Source organism: Thermosynechococcus sp. QKsg1 (genome assembly GCF_031586415.1).
Lineage (GTDB): Bacteria > Cyanobacteriota > Cyanobacteriia > Thermosynechococcales > Thermosynechococcaceae > Thermosynechococcus.
On sequence record NZ_CP134200.1, the window covers coordinates 2323804 to 2341576 of the forward strand.

Sequence of the window (17773 nt, forward strand, 5' to 3'; positions counted from 1 at the left end):
CTACCCTAGAAAACAGGTTTGATCTCGGAGTTGCGTTATGACCACCGCTTCAGCAAGGGCTGTTCCCGGTATTTTCTCAGGTGAATTCATTCAGGAAACGCTCGCTTTGACCCGTCGCCTGTTTATCCAACTGCAACGGCGCCCTTCAACACTGGTGGCGGGGGTGGTACAACCCTTGATTTGGCTGATCCTCTTTGGTGCCCTCTTCCAGAATGTGCCGCAGGGTCTGTTTGGCGAGAGTACCAATTATGGTCAGTTTCTCTGTGCCGGTATTATTGTCTTTACCGCCTTTAGTGGCGCCCTCAATGCGGGGCTGCCGGTGATGTTTGACCGTGAGTTTGGCTTTTTGAATCGGCTGTTGGTGGCGCCATTGGCTTCGCGGTTTTCAATTGTGTTGGCCTCGGCTTTGTTCATCACAACCCTGAGTTTGATTCAGGTGGTGGCGATCGCCAGCCTAGGGGTGCTGCTAGGAACCGGGCTACCGAATTTAGCGGGCATTGGAGTTGTCTTGGCCACCGTACTAATCTTGGTTTTTGGTGTGACAGCCTTGAGTCTCGGACTCACCTTTGCCTTGCCCGGTCACATTGAACTGTTGGCGGTGATTTTTGTGATCAACCTGCCGTTACTCTTTGCCAGTACTGCCTTGGTGCCCCTGTCGTTTATGCCGCGCTGGTTGCAGTGGATTGCCAGCCTCAATCCCCTCAGTTTGGCGATTGAACCGATTCGCTATGTCTATTTACATCCTGACTGGCAGTTTAGTGATGTGGTCATGGTGGCGCCTTGGGGATCCCTAAGCTTGGGAGCAGCGCTGCTGATTCTTTTGGCGGTTGCCGTAGGGATGAGCCTACTCATTCAACCCCTGTTGCGGCGGCGCTTGGCCTAGACCACCCGCAGCGTGAAGCCCTGGGTACACCACTCCCGCACATCCAAGCAAAACTCATTCCCTTCCGGTTCACTGCTGAGATCCCCTAGCAGACCGAGAACCAAGGCAAGACTATCCTCACCAGAAATTAGCAATGGCTCTGAATGGCTAGGGTGGCTACTCAGTTGACTAAAACGAGGCAGGGGGCGGTGGCTGCTGATGATAAAAACCTTCAGCCATTGGCAAGGGCGATTCAGCGTCCACGTATAAAGGGGAATATTCAAGCCCGGCGCAACCGCCAACTGCCACGACTGTGTTTGCAGCGGCAGGAGGAGAATGCCCTGACTGCTATCCCAAGCCAAGGCGACAATGTTGAGGGGGCGATCGCCATAATTGTAGAGGCTCCAGCGGCAAGTATCCCCCTTGGCCAAGGTGAGGGGGGTGTCTAAATTCGTAGCTGGCAGCTTGGTGCTCAGGACATCTGGCAGGGGATTGGGGCTGCGGGGGGGGGATTGGCGGCTCAGGAGTTTTGCGGTTGGCGATAGTTGCTCAAGGGTTGTACACACGGCCACCTGACTAGAGGTGGGGTTCAAGGTCAGTGTCAGCCATTTTTGAGCCAGCAGGGCATTCAGCAGGGGGTTCAAGCGACGGATGCTGGCTTTGGCGGCTTCATTGGTCCCTGTGCAACTGTGTTGGAGCAACGTTCCCACTGGCCATTCCAACCCATAGCTACCCCCTGTGGCACTTCTGGTAAGAACCACATCTGGCAGCGATTCACTGCCGTTGAGCACAGCAACGTTCTCTTCGTTGGTCAGGGCATTGATGGCATCTACCCGCTCAATCTTGCTCAGCTTGGGGTCTAGTGCCACTTGTAGCTGCAGATTTTTCCCTAGGCGCCGTTGTTGCTCATAGAGGCGATCGCCCACTTGCAGGGGCTGACCACTTACCCCCTGAGCCATGATGCCATTAAAACTAACCATGTCAACGACCGTGGCACCATCGGCAGTGCTCCAACGACTGTGGGGATGACAATGGGCTAATAGCCAAGGACTGAGGCCGCCACACCAGATTTGAAGGGCGCGATCGTGACCGGTACTTTGCACCACACCATCAAAGCCGTGGGGTAGGGGGACATTCCCCGGCAATCCATCGCTGACGAGATGAATTTCTGCCCCAGTTTGCCAGCGCAGTTCATCGGCGGTGTACATCAGGCTGGTCGCCAAGGGGCGATCGCCCCCCAAAGCCGCTAGATAATGGCTCAAACTAGCAGTAAAGAGTCCCATAGGAACGCCATTCAGGTGCGTTTCTACCCCCAAATCGACCCAGAGCAGCAGATGATCCTTGGGAACTTGGCCTGTGCCACGGCTCTCTACAGGCGGCAACGGCACAAATCGCCAGCGCAACATCTCCCCCTCAATGGGTGGCGGGCTAAAGCGGGTGTCGAGCCATACCTGTACCCCTTTGGTACGCAGTAATTCAGCAAGCGGTAAGATGCCCTCACCTGCTGCTGTGGCATCGGCGAAAACCAGTGCTGGTTGTTGCTGCCAAAGCGTGCCGTAGCCACTAAAGTAAACTAACAGGGGCTGACCAGCGTGCTCCAGCACCCCTAGGGTTTCTTGAACCGCATCGAGGGTTGCCGCCTGTTCCGTCAGTAGCGTAATGTCACTGTCCGCTAGCCCCCAGCCATCTAGCAATAGGTTTTTCACTAGCTCAACATCCGTTAGACAACCGCCTAAAGGGGGCACACCCACCAACTGGGGATAGTGGTTAATGCCAATCAGGAGTGCTCGCCACGGACGAAGAGAGTCTGCCAAGGAGCCGCCTGCCGTTTGCCAAACCCACGGCATCAGTGTCAGTGCCGCAGCACCGTACAAAAAAGAACGACGGCTTAACCTCATGCCTTACCTCCCAACAGGCCCATCCTCAGATTCGAGCACAGGCACGACAACACTTATGAATTAGGACTAGTTCTATTCTCAAAGGTTGTGGACGCAATTCAGCGCACAGCGAGCATAAAACGTCAATTTTTCCTAGGGGTCTTCCCCCCGCACAATGAAGCAGACGCGCTGGCCAATGGTTACCGCATGATCACCAATGCGCTCTAGGTTGCGAATCAGCAGCAGGAGGATTAAGCGCAATTCCACTGGTTCTTGCGGATCCAAAGGGGTGCAGAGTCGCTCATAAAGACGTTGATAGTCGGCATCGACGGCATCATCGCAGTTGGCAAGGGCTAGCCCGACGTCAGTATCCAAATTAGCAATGGCGGATAGGGCTTCCGATAGTAACAGTTGCGATCGCTGGAACATCACGCGGATGTCCTCAAGGCAGGGTGGGGGTGGATAGCGCAGCAGCGTTTGACCCGCACGGCCAATTTCAAGGGCATAATCGCCGATCCGCTCTAGATCGCGGCAGAGGTGCGAGAGCATGACCAAAAATCGGAGATCCTCGGCCACAGGGGCTTGCAATGTCAGCAGGGCGATCGCCTCACGATTGAGTTCTTGGGCGCTGCGGTCAATGTCCTGCTCCCTTTGGATCAACTGCTCGACACTGAGGAGATGTCGCTCAATCAAGACACCATAGGCCAACTGACAGGCACTTTCCACCAGTGTCCCCAGTCGCAGCAAGTCACTGCGCAGACGTTGTAATTGCCGTTCAAAATGGGTGGCCACGGCCTCAGACCAGCTCTTTGTAACATTAAGCCTAATAAAATCGCAACGAGTCCACCATTAGCGGTATCTTCAAATTGAATTGGTATTAATAAGTTCTTTATCGAAATAAATTCGGGATACATTCAGTGACGACACCACAGTGCTTTTCTCAAATACGGGGTACATCGAAGGAAATGGGAGGCTATCCTAGGCCAGCTTCTGCTGTGTTGAGCAGGTGCCATTATTGCGAAAAGAGCTGTAAAGTGAGAGCAAAAGACTGTGAGGCTTCTAAGTAAGCTAAATTAGGAGACCCCAATTCATGGAGGCGGGTTTACCGTCCCTGTTTCAAGTGTGTACGCCCCGTGCGGATGTCCGTCAAGAGCAGATCGTCGACTCAGATTTCGCGGCAGATTTAGCGCAGGTGATTCGCGGTCAAGCACCACCCGCCTATCAAGACCCACAGCAATTTTTTGCCCATACCCATCCCACGCGGGGATTGCGGCTACTCACCAGTGTTTGCCAGCGACTTCAGGGCAGCCATGAGCAGGTGGGGGCAATTTTTCGCCTTGATACCAGCTATGGCGGCGGGAAAACCCATGCCCTTATCGCCCTGTGACATATCCTAGGCAATCTTGCAAATGCTAGTCACCTCAATGAGTTTATTGATCCAGCCTTACTGCCTCGGCAAAAGGTGGGGGTTGCTGCCTTTGATGGTGAAAATGCGGATCCGCTCAACGGTCGCCAGTTGGCACCGGGCATTTTGGCACGCACTCCTTGGGGAGAAATTGCATGGGCGTTGGCGGGACAGGAGGGAAATGATGCCTTTGTGATTCTGGCCTATGTCTGTCAACTCCCTGAGACGAAAACAACCGTCTCGTGGCAGGGTAACTGTCAGACAGTGGCGGGCAGTCACCTCGAATTTGAGTACGAGGGCAATCTCAATGATCTAGGACCTGTGAAGGACTTTTGGGCAGCACAGATGCGAGCAGCCAGTGAGAAAGAACTTCATGCCACCTACGCGATCGAGTTTTTCAAAGGGTTAGAGTTGGCGGGCAATACCCCAGAGCAGGTCACAGAACGCCTCTGTCGCCAAGGGGTGGGGCAGCCCATGTGCAGGCAAGTGCCTCAATTGCGACCTAGGAGGAATTCACGTCGCGTTTATGAGCAAACGGCGAGCAGTTGCAATCAATACCGGTACAAACCCATGAGCCGCCTCAAGCGCTGAAGCTAAAATTGCCGCATCTTCAACGTATTCATGCACCATTTAATTGGGCAGCTTACGCATATCTATCTAGGCTTGGGCATCGAGGATCAGACCCAGTTTTTCAGCCCGATCCAGATTCTGGGCAAACGTTGCCGTACGCTCGCCGTGCACAGCCAAATAGGTCGGCAATAGCTTATCGCCAACGGTATCTTGGAGACGACTAAAGCGGCAGACAAAAGCATCCACTCGCTCGGCTAAATCCTCATCCTCAGTCAATTGACGAGCACGCTCTGGTGTAAAAGGCTGGTCAAACAAACGCCGGTCAGTGGCTTCCAAGCGTAGAATTTCCCGCTCTACCAACTGGGAGAGATACTGCCAGCGGGCAGCAAGTCGCGAATCGAGCATCACAGAAGAATCCCCTCTTGACGGGCAACCTCGTGGATGGGCAAACGGAGGAGATTGGGTGCCGCTAAAACCACATCAACATTGCGTTCATCCAAAAAGCGGCTGATTCGGCCAGCAAGGCGGGCAGCCAGTAGAGCAGGCGATACCACTGGATAGGGCAGTTCCACGAGTAGATCGACATCGCCGCCCCGCAGATCATCGTAGATACGAGAACCAAAAAGGCGAACGGTGGCTTCTTCGCCCGCCAATTCGCTGACAATAGAGCGAATGCCAGTCACTTGTTCAGGTGTTAAGCGCATGCGATCGCCTGCTCATTCCTCTATTAAATTGATCTTAAGTCGAGACTGGGCCTAAGATTGCCGTTTGGGTAGTGCAGATTTTCATCAGTGGCCACGGGCAGCAGCTAAACTGCAAGAACTGGGCATTGATCCTGAGACCTTAGAGATGTAGCATGACCCCAACAACGACAGCGGCTCCCCTTCCCAGCCTAGAGTCTGCCCTTGGCCAGCCGAATTATCAACTGCGGGTGACCTATAGCCGTGCCAGTGATCTGCACATGGAGGTGTGGCAACTACTTGCGGTGGCAACGCCCGATCTGGTGAAGCCCTTGCGTTTGGGGGGCTTAGGAGGACGACATCTTGCCCTCATTGAAGAGCGGGTGCTACGGCAATTGGCGCGATCGCGCGTGAAGCTGGGGAAAGTACTGCCCCATGAACCTCAGGTGTATTCCCTGACAGAAGAGGTGGCACTACGGCTAGGGTTAATTTTTCGGGTGTTGGCGCCGATGCGCAGTCGCGACAAAATGATGGCCTGTGTGATGGGGATTGAGGAAATGGGACAGGAGGAAGCGGCCTATTGGTTGGGCATGGCACTGCATCACCAGAATCCTCGGCGGGTCTTGGCAGCACTACGATTGTTGTTGCAGGAATAAAAATTAATTTGGCTCCAAAATCTTAACAAGAATCCGCATCAAAGTCTCAAGATCGTCGTCGGGAACGCGGTACAGGGTTAGGCTTTGTTGAATTTGCTTTTGCGCTCGATGCAGGAGGCCAAATTGCCAAATATCCCCGGTGGAAACTGCCCCTTGCAGGATGGGCTGCGGACTCTCTGTCTATTGGTCGAGGGCAATCAGTTCAACGGCCAGTTGGGTAAAGCCTTTGGCAAGGTCAGCATTTTGGGCTTCAACCACCAGCAGCTTGCCGACAGCGTAAAGGTAGTAGTCGAGGGAGCCTTTAAGCTGGTCACTGACGGTGAGGGGATACTCGATGCGCAGTTGAGCGTAGTTATCGAAAGGTATAGGACTGTGCGGGCTAGAAAATAGCAGGTCTAGTCATCTTGCAGTCTGTTGCTTGGTTCCTGCGGCATCGCTCTTTTAGTGTAGCTTTTGGCTTTGACTGGACGGAGAAAAAAGGCGTAGCGGTGCATATTGCATCCTTACTCCAATGGATAAAACTTAGGCAAAGATATTGTGGGATGAGCAGTGATGAAAACGAATCTTGAGGCTATCAAGCAAGCGATCCAAGGCGCGATCGCCAGTGAAGCAGTGACGGTTGAAGTTTCACAAACAGGCTCTCAACTCACAGTGATTTTCAATCGCCCTAGGGACAAAACAGTGGACTTTACGGCTCTAGCGGATCAAACTGTGGATATCCTAAATCGGCAACCCTTGGGACGGATCAACTTCGTGAAATTTTATGGGCGCAAAACTGGGGGAACCCCTGAATGGGAATATGCCGAACCGCTATCCCCCCCACCCCCGCAAGCGGTTATTCAGGAAACACTGCAAACAGGTCTCTCGGAATTTGGGCAGCGGTTTCAGTTCTATAATCAAACCATTACGGCGACATCAGCCCTTGCGATCTTCCTCATGCTGTTGCTAGGGGGACTTTTCCCGAATAGCAAGTGGGAGTACAAGACAGTATATGTTACGGCAAAAACAGTATCTTTAGGTGCGTACCCAAAATTTTCCGCAAAAGAAGTTTCCCTGATGGAGTTGGAGAGTGAGGTAGAAAAGCTGGGTAAGCAGGGTTGGGAGCTAGTGGATTCTTTTGTGGAGGATGAAACGGTGCATCCCAATTTTGGCAACGAGGAATACGTAACAGGTTTGCAGCCCAATGTGCGCCCCAATAGGGTGGTGTTGCTTTTTAAGCGGAAGACGTGGTTTTAGATAGGGTTCAAGCAATGACAGGGTGGCAGGGGCGATCGCGCCGTGCCCGCGTGCTGAGTGTGCCGGCTGCCCTAGAGGAAAAGTTACTGCCCTTTGCCCCTGCAAGCCCGCCGCCTGCGGGAAACCCCAACGCTCTATACCCCTCAAGTCGCAAAAGCTGCCCCCACCCCTGAACCAGTTCTGACCTGTTCGCCCCGTGCTTTGGTTTGGCATTATCTGTATGATGCACCGCGTCATTCCCCAGCGGGCGATCGCGTGGATGTGGCCTACCTTGCCCCCGGCCTACCCCAAGCGGTGCGGGTCACCACTGATCCTGAGTACTACGATCAGCACTGCGATAGCGTTGAACTTTGGTCGCCGGGCAGTCCCCTCTTTCCGCCACCGGTGATGATTCCCGAACCAACCCCTTCCAAGGGCATTACTCGTGGTGAATTTCTAGCGTTGCTTGGCGATCGCCAAAAATAGCCGTGCCAATGCGCACCATGGTTGCCCCAGCTTGCACCGCAAGGGGATAGTCCTGCGTCATACCCATGGAATACTCCTGCCACTGCAGCTGCTGCCACGGTTTTGTACGCAGTTCCTCGCCCCAAGCCCGCAATTCCTGAAAGACTTGCAATTGCTCTGCGGGGGGCAACCCCAAGGGCAGAATCGTCATCAGGCCACAGCAGCGCAGATGGGAGAGGGCATCGAGTTGGGGAAGGGCTGCTTCCAGTTCGGATCTTTCCCAGCCGTGTTTTTGGGGGTCGGGGCGGAGCTTCACCTGCAGTAGACAGTGGGGACTGGGGGCGTCGGTTTCCCTGAGAATGGCATTGATGCGCTCAGCTAATTTCCAGCGGTCAACGGTGTGAATCCAGTTAAAGAGTTGCAGCGCCTGCCGCACTTTATTGGTTTGCAGATGGCCAATGAGATGCCAGGTAATATCCGTGAGGTCAGCCAATTCAGTGCGTTTACTGGCCGCTTCTTGGACACGACTTTCGCCAAAATCCCGAATGCCGGCCTCGTAGGCAGCCCGAATCGCGGCCGCTGGCATAAACTTACTCACGGCAATGAGGCGGACATGGGGGGGAAGCGTTGATTTGAGGTGGGTGGCGCGATCGCGAATTTCAGCAGCGGATAACACAGGCAATTTGCGGGCAAGGATGCTTTTTGATCCTAAAACCCTGTTGCAAAAAGTGAAACCATGGCAGGATTTTCAGTCTCCTTGACTAGGCTAGAGGGTAGGATTCAGAACGCTGCTATGGCTGTGCCCCTCAAACTCTCCCTTGGCCTCATTGGTTTACTCGCTCTCGGTACCCTTTTAGTGGGGAAGTTGCTCTCCCCAGGAGAAAACTTTATGTCCTCTGCCCAAGGTCAACCCAATTGGGGAATTGAATCAAACCCCTCGCCACTCTCTAAACCTGAACCCCCACCACAACCTGAACCGCCACCGCGCGTTTCTGTGGCTGACTACGATCGCTACCGCCAAGTCATTGAGCGCACCCGCAGCATGATCCACAACTCAGAAGCGCGGCGGCTTGCCGAGCAATATGGCTTGAACATTCTTGACATCACATGGGAGGACACCGCTCGCTACCACAACTCTGCCGTCGGCCCTAATATCAGTGACATGACGATTCAAATTCAGCAGTACAACCCACGCACCAAGGGTTATGAACTGAGTCTGATGCCCGTGATTCGCTTTCCCAATTTTAGCGATCGCACAGCGGATATTCCCCTCGAACGCTTCTTTATCTTGGTGGGCAATGAAAAGGGCAAGCCGCTTCAACGGGTCAACCTCAAGGAATTTCTCGGTAACTTCCGCAAGTATCTCCACAATCCCCGCTCCTGGGCAGGGAATCGTCGCTCCCTTTTGGCCGATCGCGATAGCCATGTGCTGGTGAGTGCCCAAGCCTGTTTCCTACCCATTCCACCCCAAGGGGAAGCCACCTTTAACCCTGTGCTGTTTAATTACCAGAGCTACGAAAAAAATCCAGCGGTTTTAGCAATTCTCGTCACTCGCCAAGGTACCAGCGCCACCGTTATTGACAACAAGCGGGATGCCTTTGAAGCGGGGCAGACGTGGGGGCAGCGACTGTTTTTCAATAAGAATGGCGAACGGGCGAGCCTAGTGGGACAACGCGCCAGTGATTTTGGGGTGAGAACTGGTGGTGGTGAGATTACCTCTGCCCAAGCGGAAGCGGCGGGGATGAATATGGTGATGCTGATCCAAGTGCCCCTGAAGCAAGCCCCTCGGCCCCGATCGGTTATGCCCCCTTTCTCGATGCCCGCCCCCGCCCTCATGGAGGCAGCACCTAGCGCTGGTCGTTCCAATGTGGAGGCGGCAGTCATTAGTTATGGCAAGGTGGAAGGCCCCTTCACTGAAATTGATAACCTGCCGATCGAGCGGGATCCCCGCTTCCCCATCCGCGTCACGGTGCAATTTTATAAAGCCACCGATAATGGCGTTGTTGCTGCCGAGGATATGCGCCACATCAAGGATCAAATTGCCAAGGTCTATAGCAATGCCGATTATGTCGGCAGCCTCGTCATTGATGGTGACACTGGGCGCCCCACGGAATACACAGGCAGCAAGCAGCAACCCCCCGGCTGGTGGGACGACTTCTGGCAACGGCACCAACAAAATACTGGTCAAACCCGTGAGGAAGCCCTAGAAATGTTGCGGCGATTGCGGGGCAAAGACTGGATGCCGAGGTCGCAAGGGGAATTGGAACAGGCACTGAAGGCGCTGCAAAATTCGTCCCAATAGAGCTAACGCCGCTGCTGCTTACTTACCCATTTGCGACTAAAGCGCAGTTCCATGCCGACGCCCTCTGCCCAGACTTGCAATTGCTTGAGGAAGGCTTGGCGATCGCTCCCTTGGAGAACGGCCAATTGATCGGCAGCTCCAAGGGCATAGGGATAGCCTTGACCGGTAATCAGCTCCCCGCAGAGCCAGCGAATCACCTGATCCAGTAAGCCCGCTTCGTAGAGCCAGAGAGGGAGTTCGAGGCGCACGGGATAGCCTTGATGGGCCTTGAGGTAGCAAAAGCCAATGCCCTTGGCCCAAGCACCATAATTTTCAAGGATGCCGCCGCGATCGCAGATAAACACAGGGGAGCGATCGCCCCATTGGGTCAACACCGTGCTCAACAGTTGGGCATCCGAGAGGTGGGGACTCGGCGCCAGCTGCTCCAGATGTCCTAAAAGAGTCACCAAATCCCGTGCCTGAGAGCTATCAATATAGGCCACCAAGGGAATCTGGTGTTGCCGGCTCGCGGCAAGGGTTTGGCACAGTGCCGCCACATATCGCCTCTGCCACTCGGGGGCATAGGACTCGGCAAACGTGGCCACAAAGGAGCCATCAAACAATAGTAATGCGGGTGCGGTTACCTCGGCCATGCGCTCCCGTAGGGTTTTTAATTCCAGTTCAAAGCGGCGCAGATGGATATAGCGTTCGTGGAAGCGATAAATTTGCGGCTGTCGCAACTGTTCTTCCGCTTGGCGCAGTTCCGCTGGTGTAATTAGTTCAAGGACAATTTCCTTGGCGTAGGGGCGATCGCGCCGATGGGGATTGAGAAACCACCCCGCCTGTACCACACCCACGGGCAAAAATAGCTCTTCACTGGGCACAATCTGGGAACCATCCACCGCCACAGTGGTGACATCCATGAGTTGAGTCATTGCCCACTCCCGCGCCGCCTGACGATGGGGCCACTGTACCCCCAAGGGAATGCGCCACCCCTGAGGCCATGGTTCAATGGGACGTGCCCCCCAATCTGAGATCTGGGGATCAATGGCAGCGGTGATGTCGGCAATGGTTTGCTGCTGCCATGTCTTGAGAGCCTGTTGGTAGGCCTGTCGCACCTGAGCTAGGGCGGTGTCATAGCTGAGAAATTCGGCCTTTTTATGATTTAGTTGCTGCACCAGTTGGGAAAGGGGTAACACCATGACTGGGAAAGACTAGAGAAACGCCTCTTGCTATTCTCAACGGAATAGGTATGGGTTTGCCTTGTGTCCCCTCCTGCGGTAGATATTAAGGTGTCCACTGACCCTCCCCCAAAAACTGTGAAGGCACTCACTCTCCTTGGCTCCACTGGCTCCATTGGTACCCAAACCCTTGACATTGTTGCCCAATATCCCGATCGCTTTCGTGTCGTTGGCCTTGCGGCGGGTCGTAACTTGGAGCGACTGATTCCGCAAATTCGCCAATTTCAGCCGGAGATTGTCAGTATTGCCGATGCCAAGCAACTGCCAGAGTTAGAGGCGGCACTGGCCGATCTGCCCCAAAAACCGCAACTGGTGGCGGGGGAATCCGGTATTGCGACGGTAGCGGCCTATGGGGATGCCGATGTTGTGGTCACCGGCATTGTTGGTTGTGCCGGTCTGGTGCCGACGATCGCCGCCATTAAAGCGGGTAAAGATATTGCCTTGGCCAATAAGGAAACGCTGATTGCCGGTGCGCCCGTGGTTTTGCCGCTGCTTCAGGAGTACGGTGTCAAGCTCTTGCCCGCTGATTCTGAGCACTCGGCGATTTTTCAGTGTTTGCAGGGGGTGCCCGAGGGAGGACTGCGGAAAATTATTCTCACTGCTTCCGGAGGCGCTTTTCGTGATTGGCCGGTGGAAAAACTCTCGCAAGTGACGGTGGCCGATGCCCTCAAACACCCCAACTGGTCAATGGGACCCAAAATTACTGTGGACTCGGCAACCCTGATGAATAAAGGCCTAGAGGTGATTGAAGCCCACTACCTCTTTGGCATGGACTACGACAATATCGAGATTGTGATCCATCCCCAAAGCATTATCCACTCGCTGATTGAGTTGCAGGATACCTCCGTGCTGGCGCAGTTGGGCTGGCCAGATATGCGGTTGCCGCTGTTGTATGCCCTCTCGTGGCCAGAGCGAATTCCCACCAACTGGTCATCACTGGACTTGGTAAAGGCAGGAGATTTAACCTTTCGATCGCCGGATCACCAAAAGTATCCCTGTATGGGGCTGGCCTATGCTGCGGGTCGCGCTGGTGGGGCAATGCCAGCGGTGCTGAACGCTGCCAATGAACAGGCGGTGGCGCTCTTTATTGCCGAGGCGATTTCGTTCCTTGAGATTCCCCGCCTGATTGAGATGACCTGCGATCGCTACTCTGCCCAAAACATTAACAACCCTACCCTAGAGGACATTTTGGCCGCCGATCGCTGGGCGCGAGAAACGGTACAGGAGTTGGCACAACGGGGAGTTAGCCCCATGGTTGCGCTATAGAGTGTGTCAAAATACCATACAGATTGCTTCAGAGGAAAGCCAATGGATACCCGCGCATTCAAGCGATCGCTACATAGTTCCGAAAACTACCACCGCAAAGGCTTTGGCCACGGTGAGGAAGTAAACCAGCAGCTGCAAGGGGAGTATCAAAGTTCGCTGATTCAGCAAATCCGCGCCAATGGCTATCGCTGGCAGGAGGGGGATGTAACGATTCGCTTGGCGGAGGCCTTTGGCTTTTGTTGGGGGGTAGAACGTGCCGTTGCCTTGGCCTATGAAACCCGCACCCACTTTCCCACGGAGCGCATCTGGATCACGAATGAAATTATCCACAATCCCTCGGTGAATGAGCGCCTGCGGCAAATGGCCGTGGAATTTATTCCGGTGGTCAATGGGGCAAAGGACTTTAGTGAGGTGCGCCAAGGGGATGTGGTGATTTTGCCCGCTTTTGGTGCCAGTGTCCAAGAAATGCAACTGCTGAATGAGCGGGGCTGCACGATTGTCGATACCACTTGCCCGTGGGTCTCGAAAGTGTGGCACAGTGTTGAAAAGCACAAAAAGGTGAGCTTCACCTCGATCATTCACGGTAAGTACAACCACGAAGAAACGATCGCCACCAGTTCCTTTGCGGGCACCTATTTGATTGTCCTCAACCTCGAAGAAGCCCGCTATGTCTGCGATTACATCCTCAAGGGAGGCGATCGCGAGGCCTTCATGGCCAAGTTTGCCAAGGCCTGTTCTGCGGGCTTTGACCCCGATCGCGATCTGGTGCGGGTCGGCATTGCCAATCAAACAACGATGCTTAAGGGGGAAACCGAACAAATTGGCAAACTCTTTGAACGCACGATGATCCAAAAGTATGGTCCCGATCGCCTCAATGAGCACTTCATGAGCTTCAACACGATTTGCGATGCCACCCAAGAACGCCAAGATGCAATGCTGAACTTGGTCAAGGAACCCTTAGATCTGATGGTGGTAATCGGTGGCTACAACTCATCAAATACCACCCATCTCCAAGAAATTGCCATTGAACATGGGATTCCTTCCTACCACATTGATTCTGCCGATCGCATTGGGCCGGGGAATCGCATTGAACACAAACCGCTGCATCACGCTCTCACTGTTACCGAGAACTGGCTGCCCGATCGCCCAATCACCATTGGCATTACGTCCGGTGCCTCCACTCCCGATAAGGTGGTCGAGGCGGTTCTCAATAAAATTTTTGCCCTGCGGTCTGTGGTAGCGGTTTCCTAGGCCTCTAATGCTTGGGTCAAATCCCAAGCGGGCGATCGCTGACAACTGATCTCGTAGAGGGCAATGCCCACCGCCACTGAGGCATTTAGGCTATTGGTGCGCCCCGCCAAGGGAATGGCGACAATTTCATCGCAGTGCTTTTGCGTTTGCAGGCTAATTCCTTCCCCTTCACTACCAACCACAAAGACCGTGGGGCGATCGAAGGTAATTTTCGGTAGGGGCACCGCGCCACGTTCCGAGAGGCCATAGATCCAGTAGCCGGCTTCTTTAAGGGTTTCAAGGGCTTGGTTGAGGTTAATCACCCGTGCCACCGGCAAATACTCTAGGGCGCCGGCGGCGGCTTTGGCCACTGTTGCAGTAATGCCCACTGCTCGCCGTTGAGGAATAATCACCCCTTGCATGCCTAGGGCTTCCGCAGTGCGGATCATGGCACCAAGATTTTGCGGATCCGTAATACCATCGGCAGCCAAGAGTACTGGTTGATTCACGGTTGCGGCCTTGGCCAAGAGATCCTCAAGGGACCAGTAGTGATAGGCAGCCACCTGAAGGGCGATCCCCTGATGGCGCCCCCCCTGGCACAGTTGATCGAGGCGTTCGGGGGTCACGGTATCAATAATCGCCCCCTGCTGTTTAGCTTCATTCAAGCGTTGATGAAAACGTGGATCGTAGCGCAGCGAGGGAATCACCCAAATACGGTTGCAGGGGCGGCCACTTTCAAGGGCTGAGAGCACGGCATGGCGGCCATAGAGGAGTTCGGGGGCATCCTCGGCAGTTGGGGGTGCTTTCCGAATTGGTTGAGCTGGGGTGCGTCGCTGGGGGCGAGGAGGGCGGGTCGCGATCGGTCGGTTTTTTTTGCGGGGACGAGGTTTCTCGGTCATGAAAAGTCACTAAGATTGCAGATCTTCCCTAGGGTGTTCGCTGGAACATCGCAAGGGGGCGATCGCCATCATAGAACGTCAATGTATTTCCCTCAATGCGGTAGCGGTTCGTTTGCTCAAGGGTCTGTAAAAACGACATCTCCATCCTTTGTGCCCGTTGGCCAATACAGGCGCGCCGCGTTGTCGCCACTGCCGAAAACCGCAATTGCTGGCCATTGACGCTGTAACCACCGTTAAAGTTATTGCAGCCACTAAAGCCCGTTGCTCGCTGGGCATTGCTATCAAACTCAATAAACGCCGTATTCATGGGATTGCGCGGTGGCATCGGCATATTGGCTAGGCGCTGCAGTTGCCAGCGGCCACTGAGGGGACTTTCCGTCGCACCCGCTTCAAAGGTCAATAGCAGGCGATTGCCCTCAAAGAGTTGCAGCGTATTTCCTTGAACGCGGTAGCGATTGGTGCGACTTAGCCCCTGTAGCATCTGGGTTTCCACACTCTGAAGGGGTTCTTGGCCGCAGAGGCGTTGGGTGGTGGCTAAGGGGGCAAAAAGCAGACGCGGGCCGTTGGCGGTGTAGCCACCATTAAAGCTATTACAGCCCGTAAAACCATTGGCACGGCGGTTAGCACTATCAAACTCAATAAAGGCGGTATCCACTGGCACGGCTTGATTGCCAATGCGTCTGAGACGCCAGCGTTGACCGCTGAGGCTCAGTTCTGGGGGTTGGGAGGGAGGGTTATTTGCTGTTGCTTGTGTGGAAACCGCCACAGGCACCAAGCGCGGCAGGGGTAGGAGTCCCCCTGCGAGGCGATAGGTGACAGTACTGATGCGACTGGGGCAACAGAGGGGATCATTGGGCGTGTAGCGGGCAAAGTCTGCGGTGAAGGTGCCATCGTTTTGGAACTTGACCTCGCCTAGGAATGAGCCATCAGCGCGGGAATCCATGAGATTCGGCGATAGCGTTCCCAAGTAACGTCCTCCGGAAAAAACAAAGGCCTGATACCCCATCGGGCGACACATGCCATCAAAGCGACTATTGCCAAGAATAATTTCCACATTCTGATGGCGAATCGGGGTGCCCACGAGATACCAGCCTCGCTGTTGGATCAGGCGATCGGCCATGGATTGGGGAGAACGTAGGGTGCTGCGACAGCGGTTCAACTCACTGGGATCAGGATTGCCCCGCGGGGGAATATCTAGGATAGGAAGGTTGGGATTCCAGTTGCGCGGCGGTTGATCGAGCCAAGACTGGGGGGCGGCGAAACTCAGGGGGGCGATCGCCAGCGTTGTGGTGACTGTGTAGAGCGTTGCCAAGCTAACCGCAGTGGGAAACTTAATCATGGTGATGAAAGACCAAGCTCTATGGGGGTATCTCTAGGGACGTACAGAGAGTATAGGGGTTCCCTATCGATTCCCTCGCAAAAGATCAAGAAACCTTTAGCAAGTACGCTAGAGCCAGACCTTGGGCGATGCTGTAGTGCCCATAGCTAAAAACGCGGGGCACGTCGGAGTGCAGATGCTGGGCAATTTCGCGGTAGGCGTAGGGACTGCCATAGACCACCAGACCCGCCAGTTGATTTTGGGCTTGCAGTCGTTCGAGGGTGGCGATCGCTGGCGCACTTAAACCCGCTTTGCCTCGGAAGGGATTGCCGCGACTAAACACCTGCACTAAGGTCGGTGCCTTAGGGAAGCCCTCAATCATGGTGAGGGGCGTTTGCTGATCAATCACCACCCGTTGGTCAAAGCCCCAAGTGGGGGGCAGTGTCAATGCGGGACAAGTACGGTTCAAAAAGCTAGCGTGTAGAGCATCATCCACGATCAGACAATTCACCCCTAAGGGCACAGGTTGCAAGGCTTGGCCAGCCCGCTCGAGACTGTCTTGGGCAATGGTGGTGGCCACCTCAACGGCTGGTGTCGTTTGGAAATAGTCCAACTGTAATGCTAGAGGCTGAAGGCGAGCCTTCGCGGCTTGAATGCGGGCTACAGCGGCCTGAATGCGCTCAGGAGGAATCCGCCCTGACTCAACGGCGGCAACCACCGCTTCAATGGCTGCCGGCGGATCCAAGGGCATGAGCAGAATATCGGCACCTGCTTCTACGGCTTTGACGGCAGCTTCGGCGGTACCGTAGGTGTTGGCGATCGCCCCCATGACCAAAGCATCGGTCACAATTAGACCCTTAAACCCCATCTCTTGGCGCAGGATTCCCGTGAGAATCGGGGGAGACAGGGTGGCGGGTCGCTCGGCATCCAAGGTGGGTAGGTGGACATGGGCGCTCATGACGGTATCCACCCCGGCGGCAATGGCAGCAACAAAGGGCGGCCATTCAATGGCTTGCAGGCGATCGCGATCGTGGGGAATCACGGGCAGTTCCAAATGCGAATCCGTGGCTGTATCCCCATGGCCGGGAAAGTGCTTTGCCGTTGTGAGCACTGGATAGGCACGTGCCCCTTGAATAAACGCGGTTGCAAGGGTACTCACAATGTCTGGCTCCTCGCCAAAGGCACGCACGTTAATCACTGGGTTTGCGGGATTATTATTCACGTCCACCACCGGGGCGAGAACCCAATTCAAGCCAATGGCTAAAGCTTCGGCTGCGGTGTATGCCCCCATTTCCTTTGCAAGGTCAACCGCCCGTTTTTGGTTCTTTTGGGCAATGGCACCTAAAGCTGCTGGCGGGGGAAATTGTGTGGCACCACTGAAGCGTTGACCAACCCCCTCCTCAATATCCGCCGCTAGTAACAGTGGAATCGTGGCCCAAGATTGGAGTTGCCGACAGCGTTCTGCCACTTCGACGGCACTGCCCCCCAAGAGAATCACCCCACCAACTCCCCAGTCTTTAATCCAGTGTTTTAAGGTGTTTTGGGGCGGCTCCCAAGCGGGATACTGAATCTGGCTGTCGTAGAGGTAGCCACTGGCTCGTACAACCACCATCTGCGCCACCTGTGCCCGCAGTGAAAGATCAGAAAGAGGGGGAATAAATGTCATGGGTGTGATCTCATTCAGAGCAAAATTTCACAAATGAATAACTTTCTTATTCAGCATATAAAAAATTGTCTCAAACCCTCTCAGGTAACTGGTCTGATTTTTTATACTAAAAGTACAGCCTTTACAGCCCTTTTCTAAGTAC

General features: G+C 54.6%; 18 protein-coding genes and 1 pseudogene. 9 read left to right on the forward strand and 10 right to left on the reverse strand.

The genetic code is table 11. From position 1 onward, the window contains the following. The first annotated feature begins 37 nt into the window (after positions 1-37). Positions 38-883, forward strand: a complete 846-nt coding sequence (locus RHP47_RS11370; RefSeq protein ID WP_149820969.1) for an ABC transporter permease — start codon at positions 38-40, stop codon at positions 881-883. Here the strand turns inward: RHP47_RS11370 and RHP47_RS11375 are convergent. Continuing rightward, positions 880-2760, reverse strand: a complete 1881-nt coding sequence (locus RHP47_RS11375; RefSeq protein ID WP_310840527.1) for a caspase family protein — start codon at positions 2758-2760, stop codon at positions 880-882. The genes RHP47_RS11370 and RHP47_RS11375 overlap by 4 nt on opposite strands. A 132-nt stretch (positions 2761-2892) precedes the next feature. Then, positions 2893-3531 (reverse strand): phosphate signaling complex protein PhoU, encoded by a 639-nt coding sequence (phoU, locus tag RHP47_RS11380; RefSeq protein ID WP_310840528.1) that lies wholly within the window; start codon positions 3529-3531, stop codon positions 2893-2895. Positions 3532-3829: 298 nt separating this feature from the next. Here phoU and RHP47_RS11385 point away from each other — a divergent pair, with 298 nt between their 5' ends. Further along, entirely contained in the window at positions 3830-4126 is a 297-nt protein-coding gene (locus RHP47_RS11385) for a hypothetical protein (protein WP_310840529.1), read from the forward strand. 75 nt (positions 4127-4201) lie between these two features. Further along, a complete protein-coding gene (locus RHP47_RS11390; protein WP_302679522.1) occupies positions 4202-4735 on the forward strand; it encodes a hypothetical protein in 534 nt (177 codons plus the stop codon). Positions 4736-4801: 66 nt separating this feature from the next. Here RHP47_RS11390 and RHP47_RS11395 read toward each other — a convergent pair whose 3' ends face one another. Both RHP47_RS11395 and RHP47_RS11400 read right to left on the reverse strand, forming a co-directional pair. Then, positions 4802-5119: a hypothetical protein gene (locus RHP47_RS11395; protein ID WP_149820979.1), complete on the reverse strand. Its 318-nt coding sequence runs from the start codon at positions 5117-5119 to the stop codon at positions 4802-4804. Continuing rightward, a complete protein-coding gene (locus RHP47_RS11400; RefSeq protein ID WP_149820981.1) occupies positions 5119-5418 on the reverse strand; it encodes a nucleotidyltransferase domain-containing protein in 300 nt (99 codons plus the stop codon). The genes RHP47_RS11395 and RHP47_RS11400 overlap by 1 nt, the downstream gene beginning before the upstream one ends. A 152-nt stretch (positions 5419-5570) precedes the next feature. Here RHP47_RS11400 and RHP47_RS11405 point away from each other — a divergent pair, with 152 nt between their 5' ends. Then, positions 5571-6050 (forward strand): hypothetical protein, encoded by a 480-nt coding sequence (locus tag RHP47_RS11405; RefSeq protein WP_310840531.1) that lies wholly within the window; start codon positions 5571-5573, stop codon positions 6048-6050. A gap of 3 nt (positions 6051-6053) precedes the next feature. On the opposite strand, the pseudogene RHP47_RS13070 reads toward RHP47_RS11405, so the two are convergent. Next, positions 6054-6401: pseudogene (locus RHP47_RS13070) on the reverse strand (hypothetical protein); the annotation flags it as partial. Positions 6402-6602: 201 nt separating this feature from the next. Between RHP47_RS13070 and RHP47_RS11415 the strand changes: the two are divergent. Together RHP47_RS11415 and RHP47_RS11420 are read left to right on the forward strand one after the other, a co-directional pair. Beyond that, complete coding sequence (locus RHP47_RS11415; protein ID WP_149820983.1) at positions 6603-7286, forward strand: DUF4177 domain-containing protein; 684 nt, start codon at positions 6603-6605, stop codon at positions 7284-7286. A gap of 93 nt (positions 7287-7379) precedes the next feature. Then, a complete protein-coding gene (locus RHP47_RS11420) occupies positions 7380-7751 on the forward strand; it encodes a hypothetical protein (protein ID WP_286625787.1) in 372 nt (123 codons plus the stop codon). Here the strand turns inward: RHP47_RS11420 and RHP47_RS11425 are convergent. Next, positions 7705-8406, reverse strand: coding sequence for a YggS family pyridoxal phosphate-dependent enzyme (locus RHP47_RS11425; RefSeq protein ID WP_310841401.1), 702 nt, complete (start codon positions 8404-8406; stop codon positions 7705-7707). The two genes, RHP47_RS11420 and RHP47_RS11425, sit on opposite strands and share 47 nt — an antisense overlap. A 117-nt stretch (positions 8407-8523) precedes the next feature. On the opposite strand from RHP47_RS11425, the gene RHP47_RS11430 reads away from it, so the two are divergent. Then, entirely contained in the window at positions 8524-10032 is a 1509-nt protein-coding gene (locus tag RHP47_RS11430; RefSeq protein ID WP_310840535.1) for a hypothetical protein, read from the forward strand. A 2-nt stretch (positions 10033-10034) separates the two neighbouring features. On the opposite strand, the gene RHP47_RS11435 is transcribed toward RHP47_RS11430, so the two are convergent. Then, a complete protein-coding gene (locus RHP47_RS11435; RefSeq protein WP_310840537.1) occupies positions 10035-11213 on the reverse strand; it encodes a DNA double-strand break repair nuclease NurA in 1179 nt (392 codons plus the stop codon). Between the two features lie 117 nt (positions 11214-11330). Between RHP47_RS11435 and RHP47_RS11440 the strand changes: the two genes are divergently transcribed. Together RHP47_RS11440 and RHP47_RS11445 are read left to right on the forward strand one after the other, a co-directional pair. Next, positions 11331-12518, forward strand: coding sequence for a 1-deoxy-D-xylulose-5-phosphate reductoisomerase (locus RHP47_RS11440; RefSeq protein WP_310841403.1), 1188 nt, complete (start codon positions 11331-11333; stop codon positions 12516-12518). 42 nt (positions 12519-12560) lie between these two features. Further along, a complete protein-coding gene (locus RHP47_RS11445) occupies positions 12561-13769 on the forward strand; it encodes a 4-hydroxy-3-methylbut-2-enyl diphosphate reductase (RefSeq protein ID WP_286625794.1) in 1209 nt (402 codons plus the stop codon). Here RHP47_RS11445 and rlmB read toward each other — a convergent pair. The 3 genes from rlmB to RHP47_RS11460 form a co-directional block, all read right to left on the reverse strand. After that, positions 13766-14647: a 23S rRNA (guanosine(2251)-2'-O)-methyltransferase RlmB gene (gene rlmB, locus RHP47_RS11450; protein ID WP_310840539.1), complete on the reverse strand. Its 882-nt coding sequence runs from the start codon at positions 14645-14647 to the stop codon at positions 13766-13768. The two genes, RHP47_RS11445 and rlmB, sit on opposite strands and share 4 nt — an antisense overlap. Positions 14648-14675: 28 nt before the next feature. Beyond that, positions 14676-15986, reverse strand: coding sequence for an META domain-containing protein (locus RHP47_RS11455; protein ID WP_286625796.1), 1311 nt, complete (start codon positions 15984-15986; stop codon positions 14676-14678). An 85-nt stretch (positions 15987-16071) separates the two neighbouring features. Then, complete coding sequence (locus RHP47_RS11460) at positions 16072-17631, reverse strand: glycoside hydrolase family 3 N-terminal domain-containing protein (RefSeq protein WP_286649663.1); 1560 nt, start codon at positions 17629-17631, stop codon at positions 16072-16074. Between the last annotated feature and the right edge of the window lie 142 nt (positions 17632-17773).

Coding starts and splice junctions, on each gene's coding strand:
- RHP47_RS11370 (WP_149820969.1), top strand. CDS start 38: ATGACCACCGCTTCAGCAAGGGCTGTTCCCGGTATTTTCTCAGGTGAA.
- RHP47_RS11375 (WP_310840527.1), bottom strand. CDS start 2,760: ATGAGGTTAAGCCGTCGTTCTTTTTTGTACGGTGCTGCGGCACTGACA.
- RHP47_RS11385 (WP_310840529.1), top strand. CDS start 3,830: ATGGAGGCGGGTTTACCGTCCCTGTTTCAAGTGTGTACGCCCCGTGCG.
- RHP47_RS11395 (WP_149820979.1), bottom strand. CDS start 5,119: ATGCTCGATTCGCGACTTGCTGCCCGCTGGCAGTATCTCTCCCAGTTG.
- RHP47_RS11400 (WP_149820981.1), bottom strand. CDS start 5,418: ATGCGCTTAACACCTGAACAAGTGACTGGCATTCGCTCTATTGTCAGC.
- RHP47_RS11405 (WP_310840531.1), top strand. CDS start 5,571: ATGACCCCAACAACGACAGCGGCTCCCCTTCCCAGCCTAGAGTCTGCC.
- RHP47_RS11415 (WP_149820983.1), top strand. CDS start 6,603: ATGAAAACGAATCTTGAGGCTATCAAGCAAGCGATCCAAGGCGCGATC.
- RHP47_RS11430 (WP_310840535.1), top strand. CDS start 8,524: ATGGCTGTGCCCCTCAAACTCTCCCTTGGCCTCATTGGTTTACTCGCT.
- RHP47_RS11435 (WP_310840537.1), bottom strand. CDS start 11,213: ATGGTGTTACCCCTTTCCCAACTGGTGCAGCAACTAAATCATAAAAAG.
- RHP47_RS11445 (WP_286625794.1), top strand. CDS start 12,561: ATGGATACCCGCGCATTCAAGCGATCGCTACATAGTTCCGAAAACTAC.
- rlmB (WP_310840539.1), bottom strand. CDS start 14,647: ATGACCGAGAAACCTCGTCCCCGCAAAAAAAACCGACCGATCGCGACC.
- RHP47_RS11455 (WP_286625796.1), bottom strand. CDS start 15,986: ATGATTAAGTTTCCCACTGCGGTTAGCTTGGCAACGCTCTACACAGTC.
- RHP47_RS11460 (WP_286649663.1), bottom strand. CDS start 17,631: ATGACATTTATTCCCCCTCTTTCTGATCTTTCACTGCGGGCACAGGTG.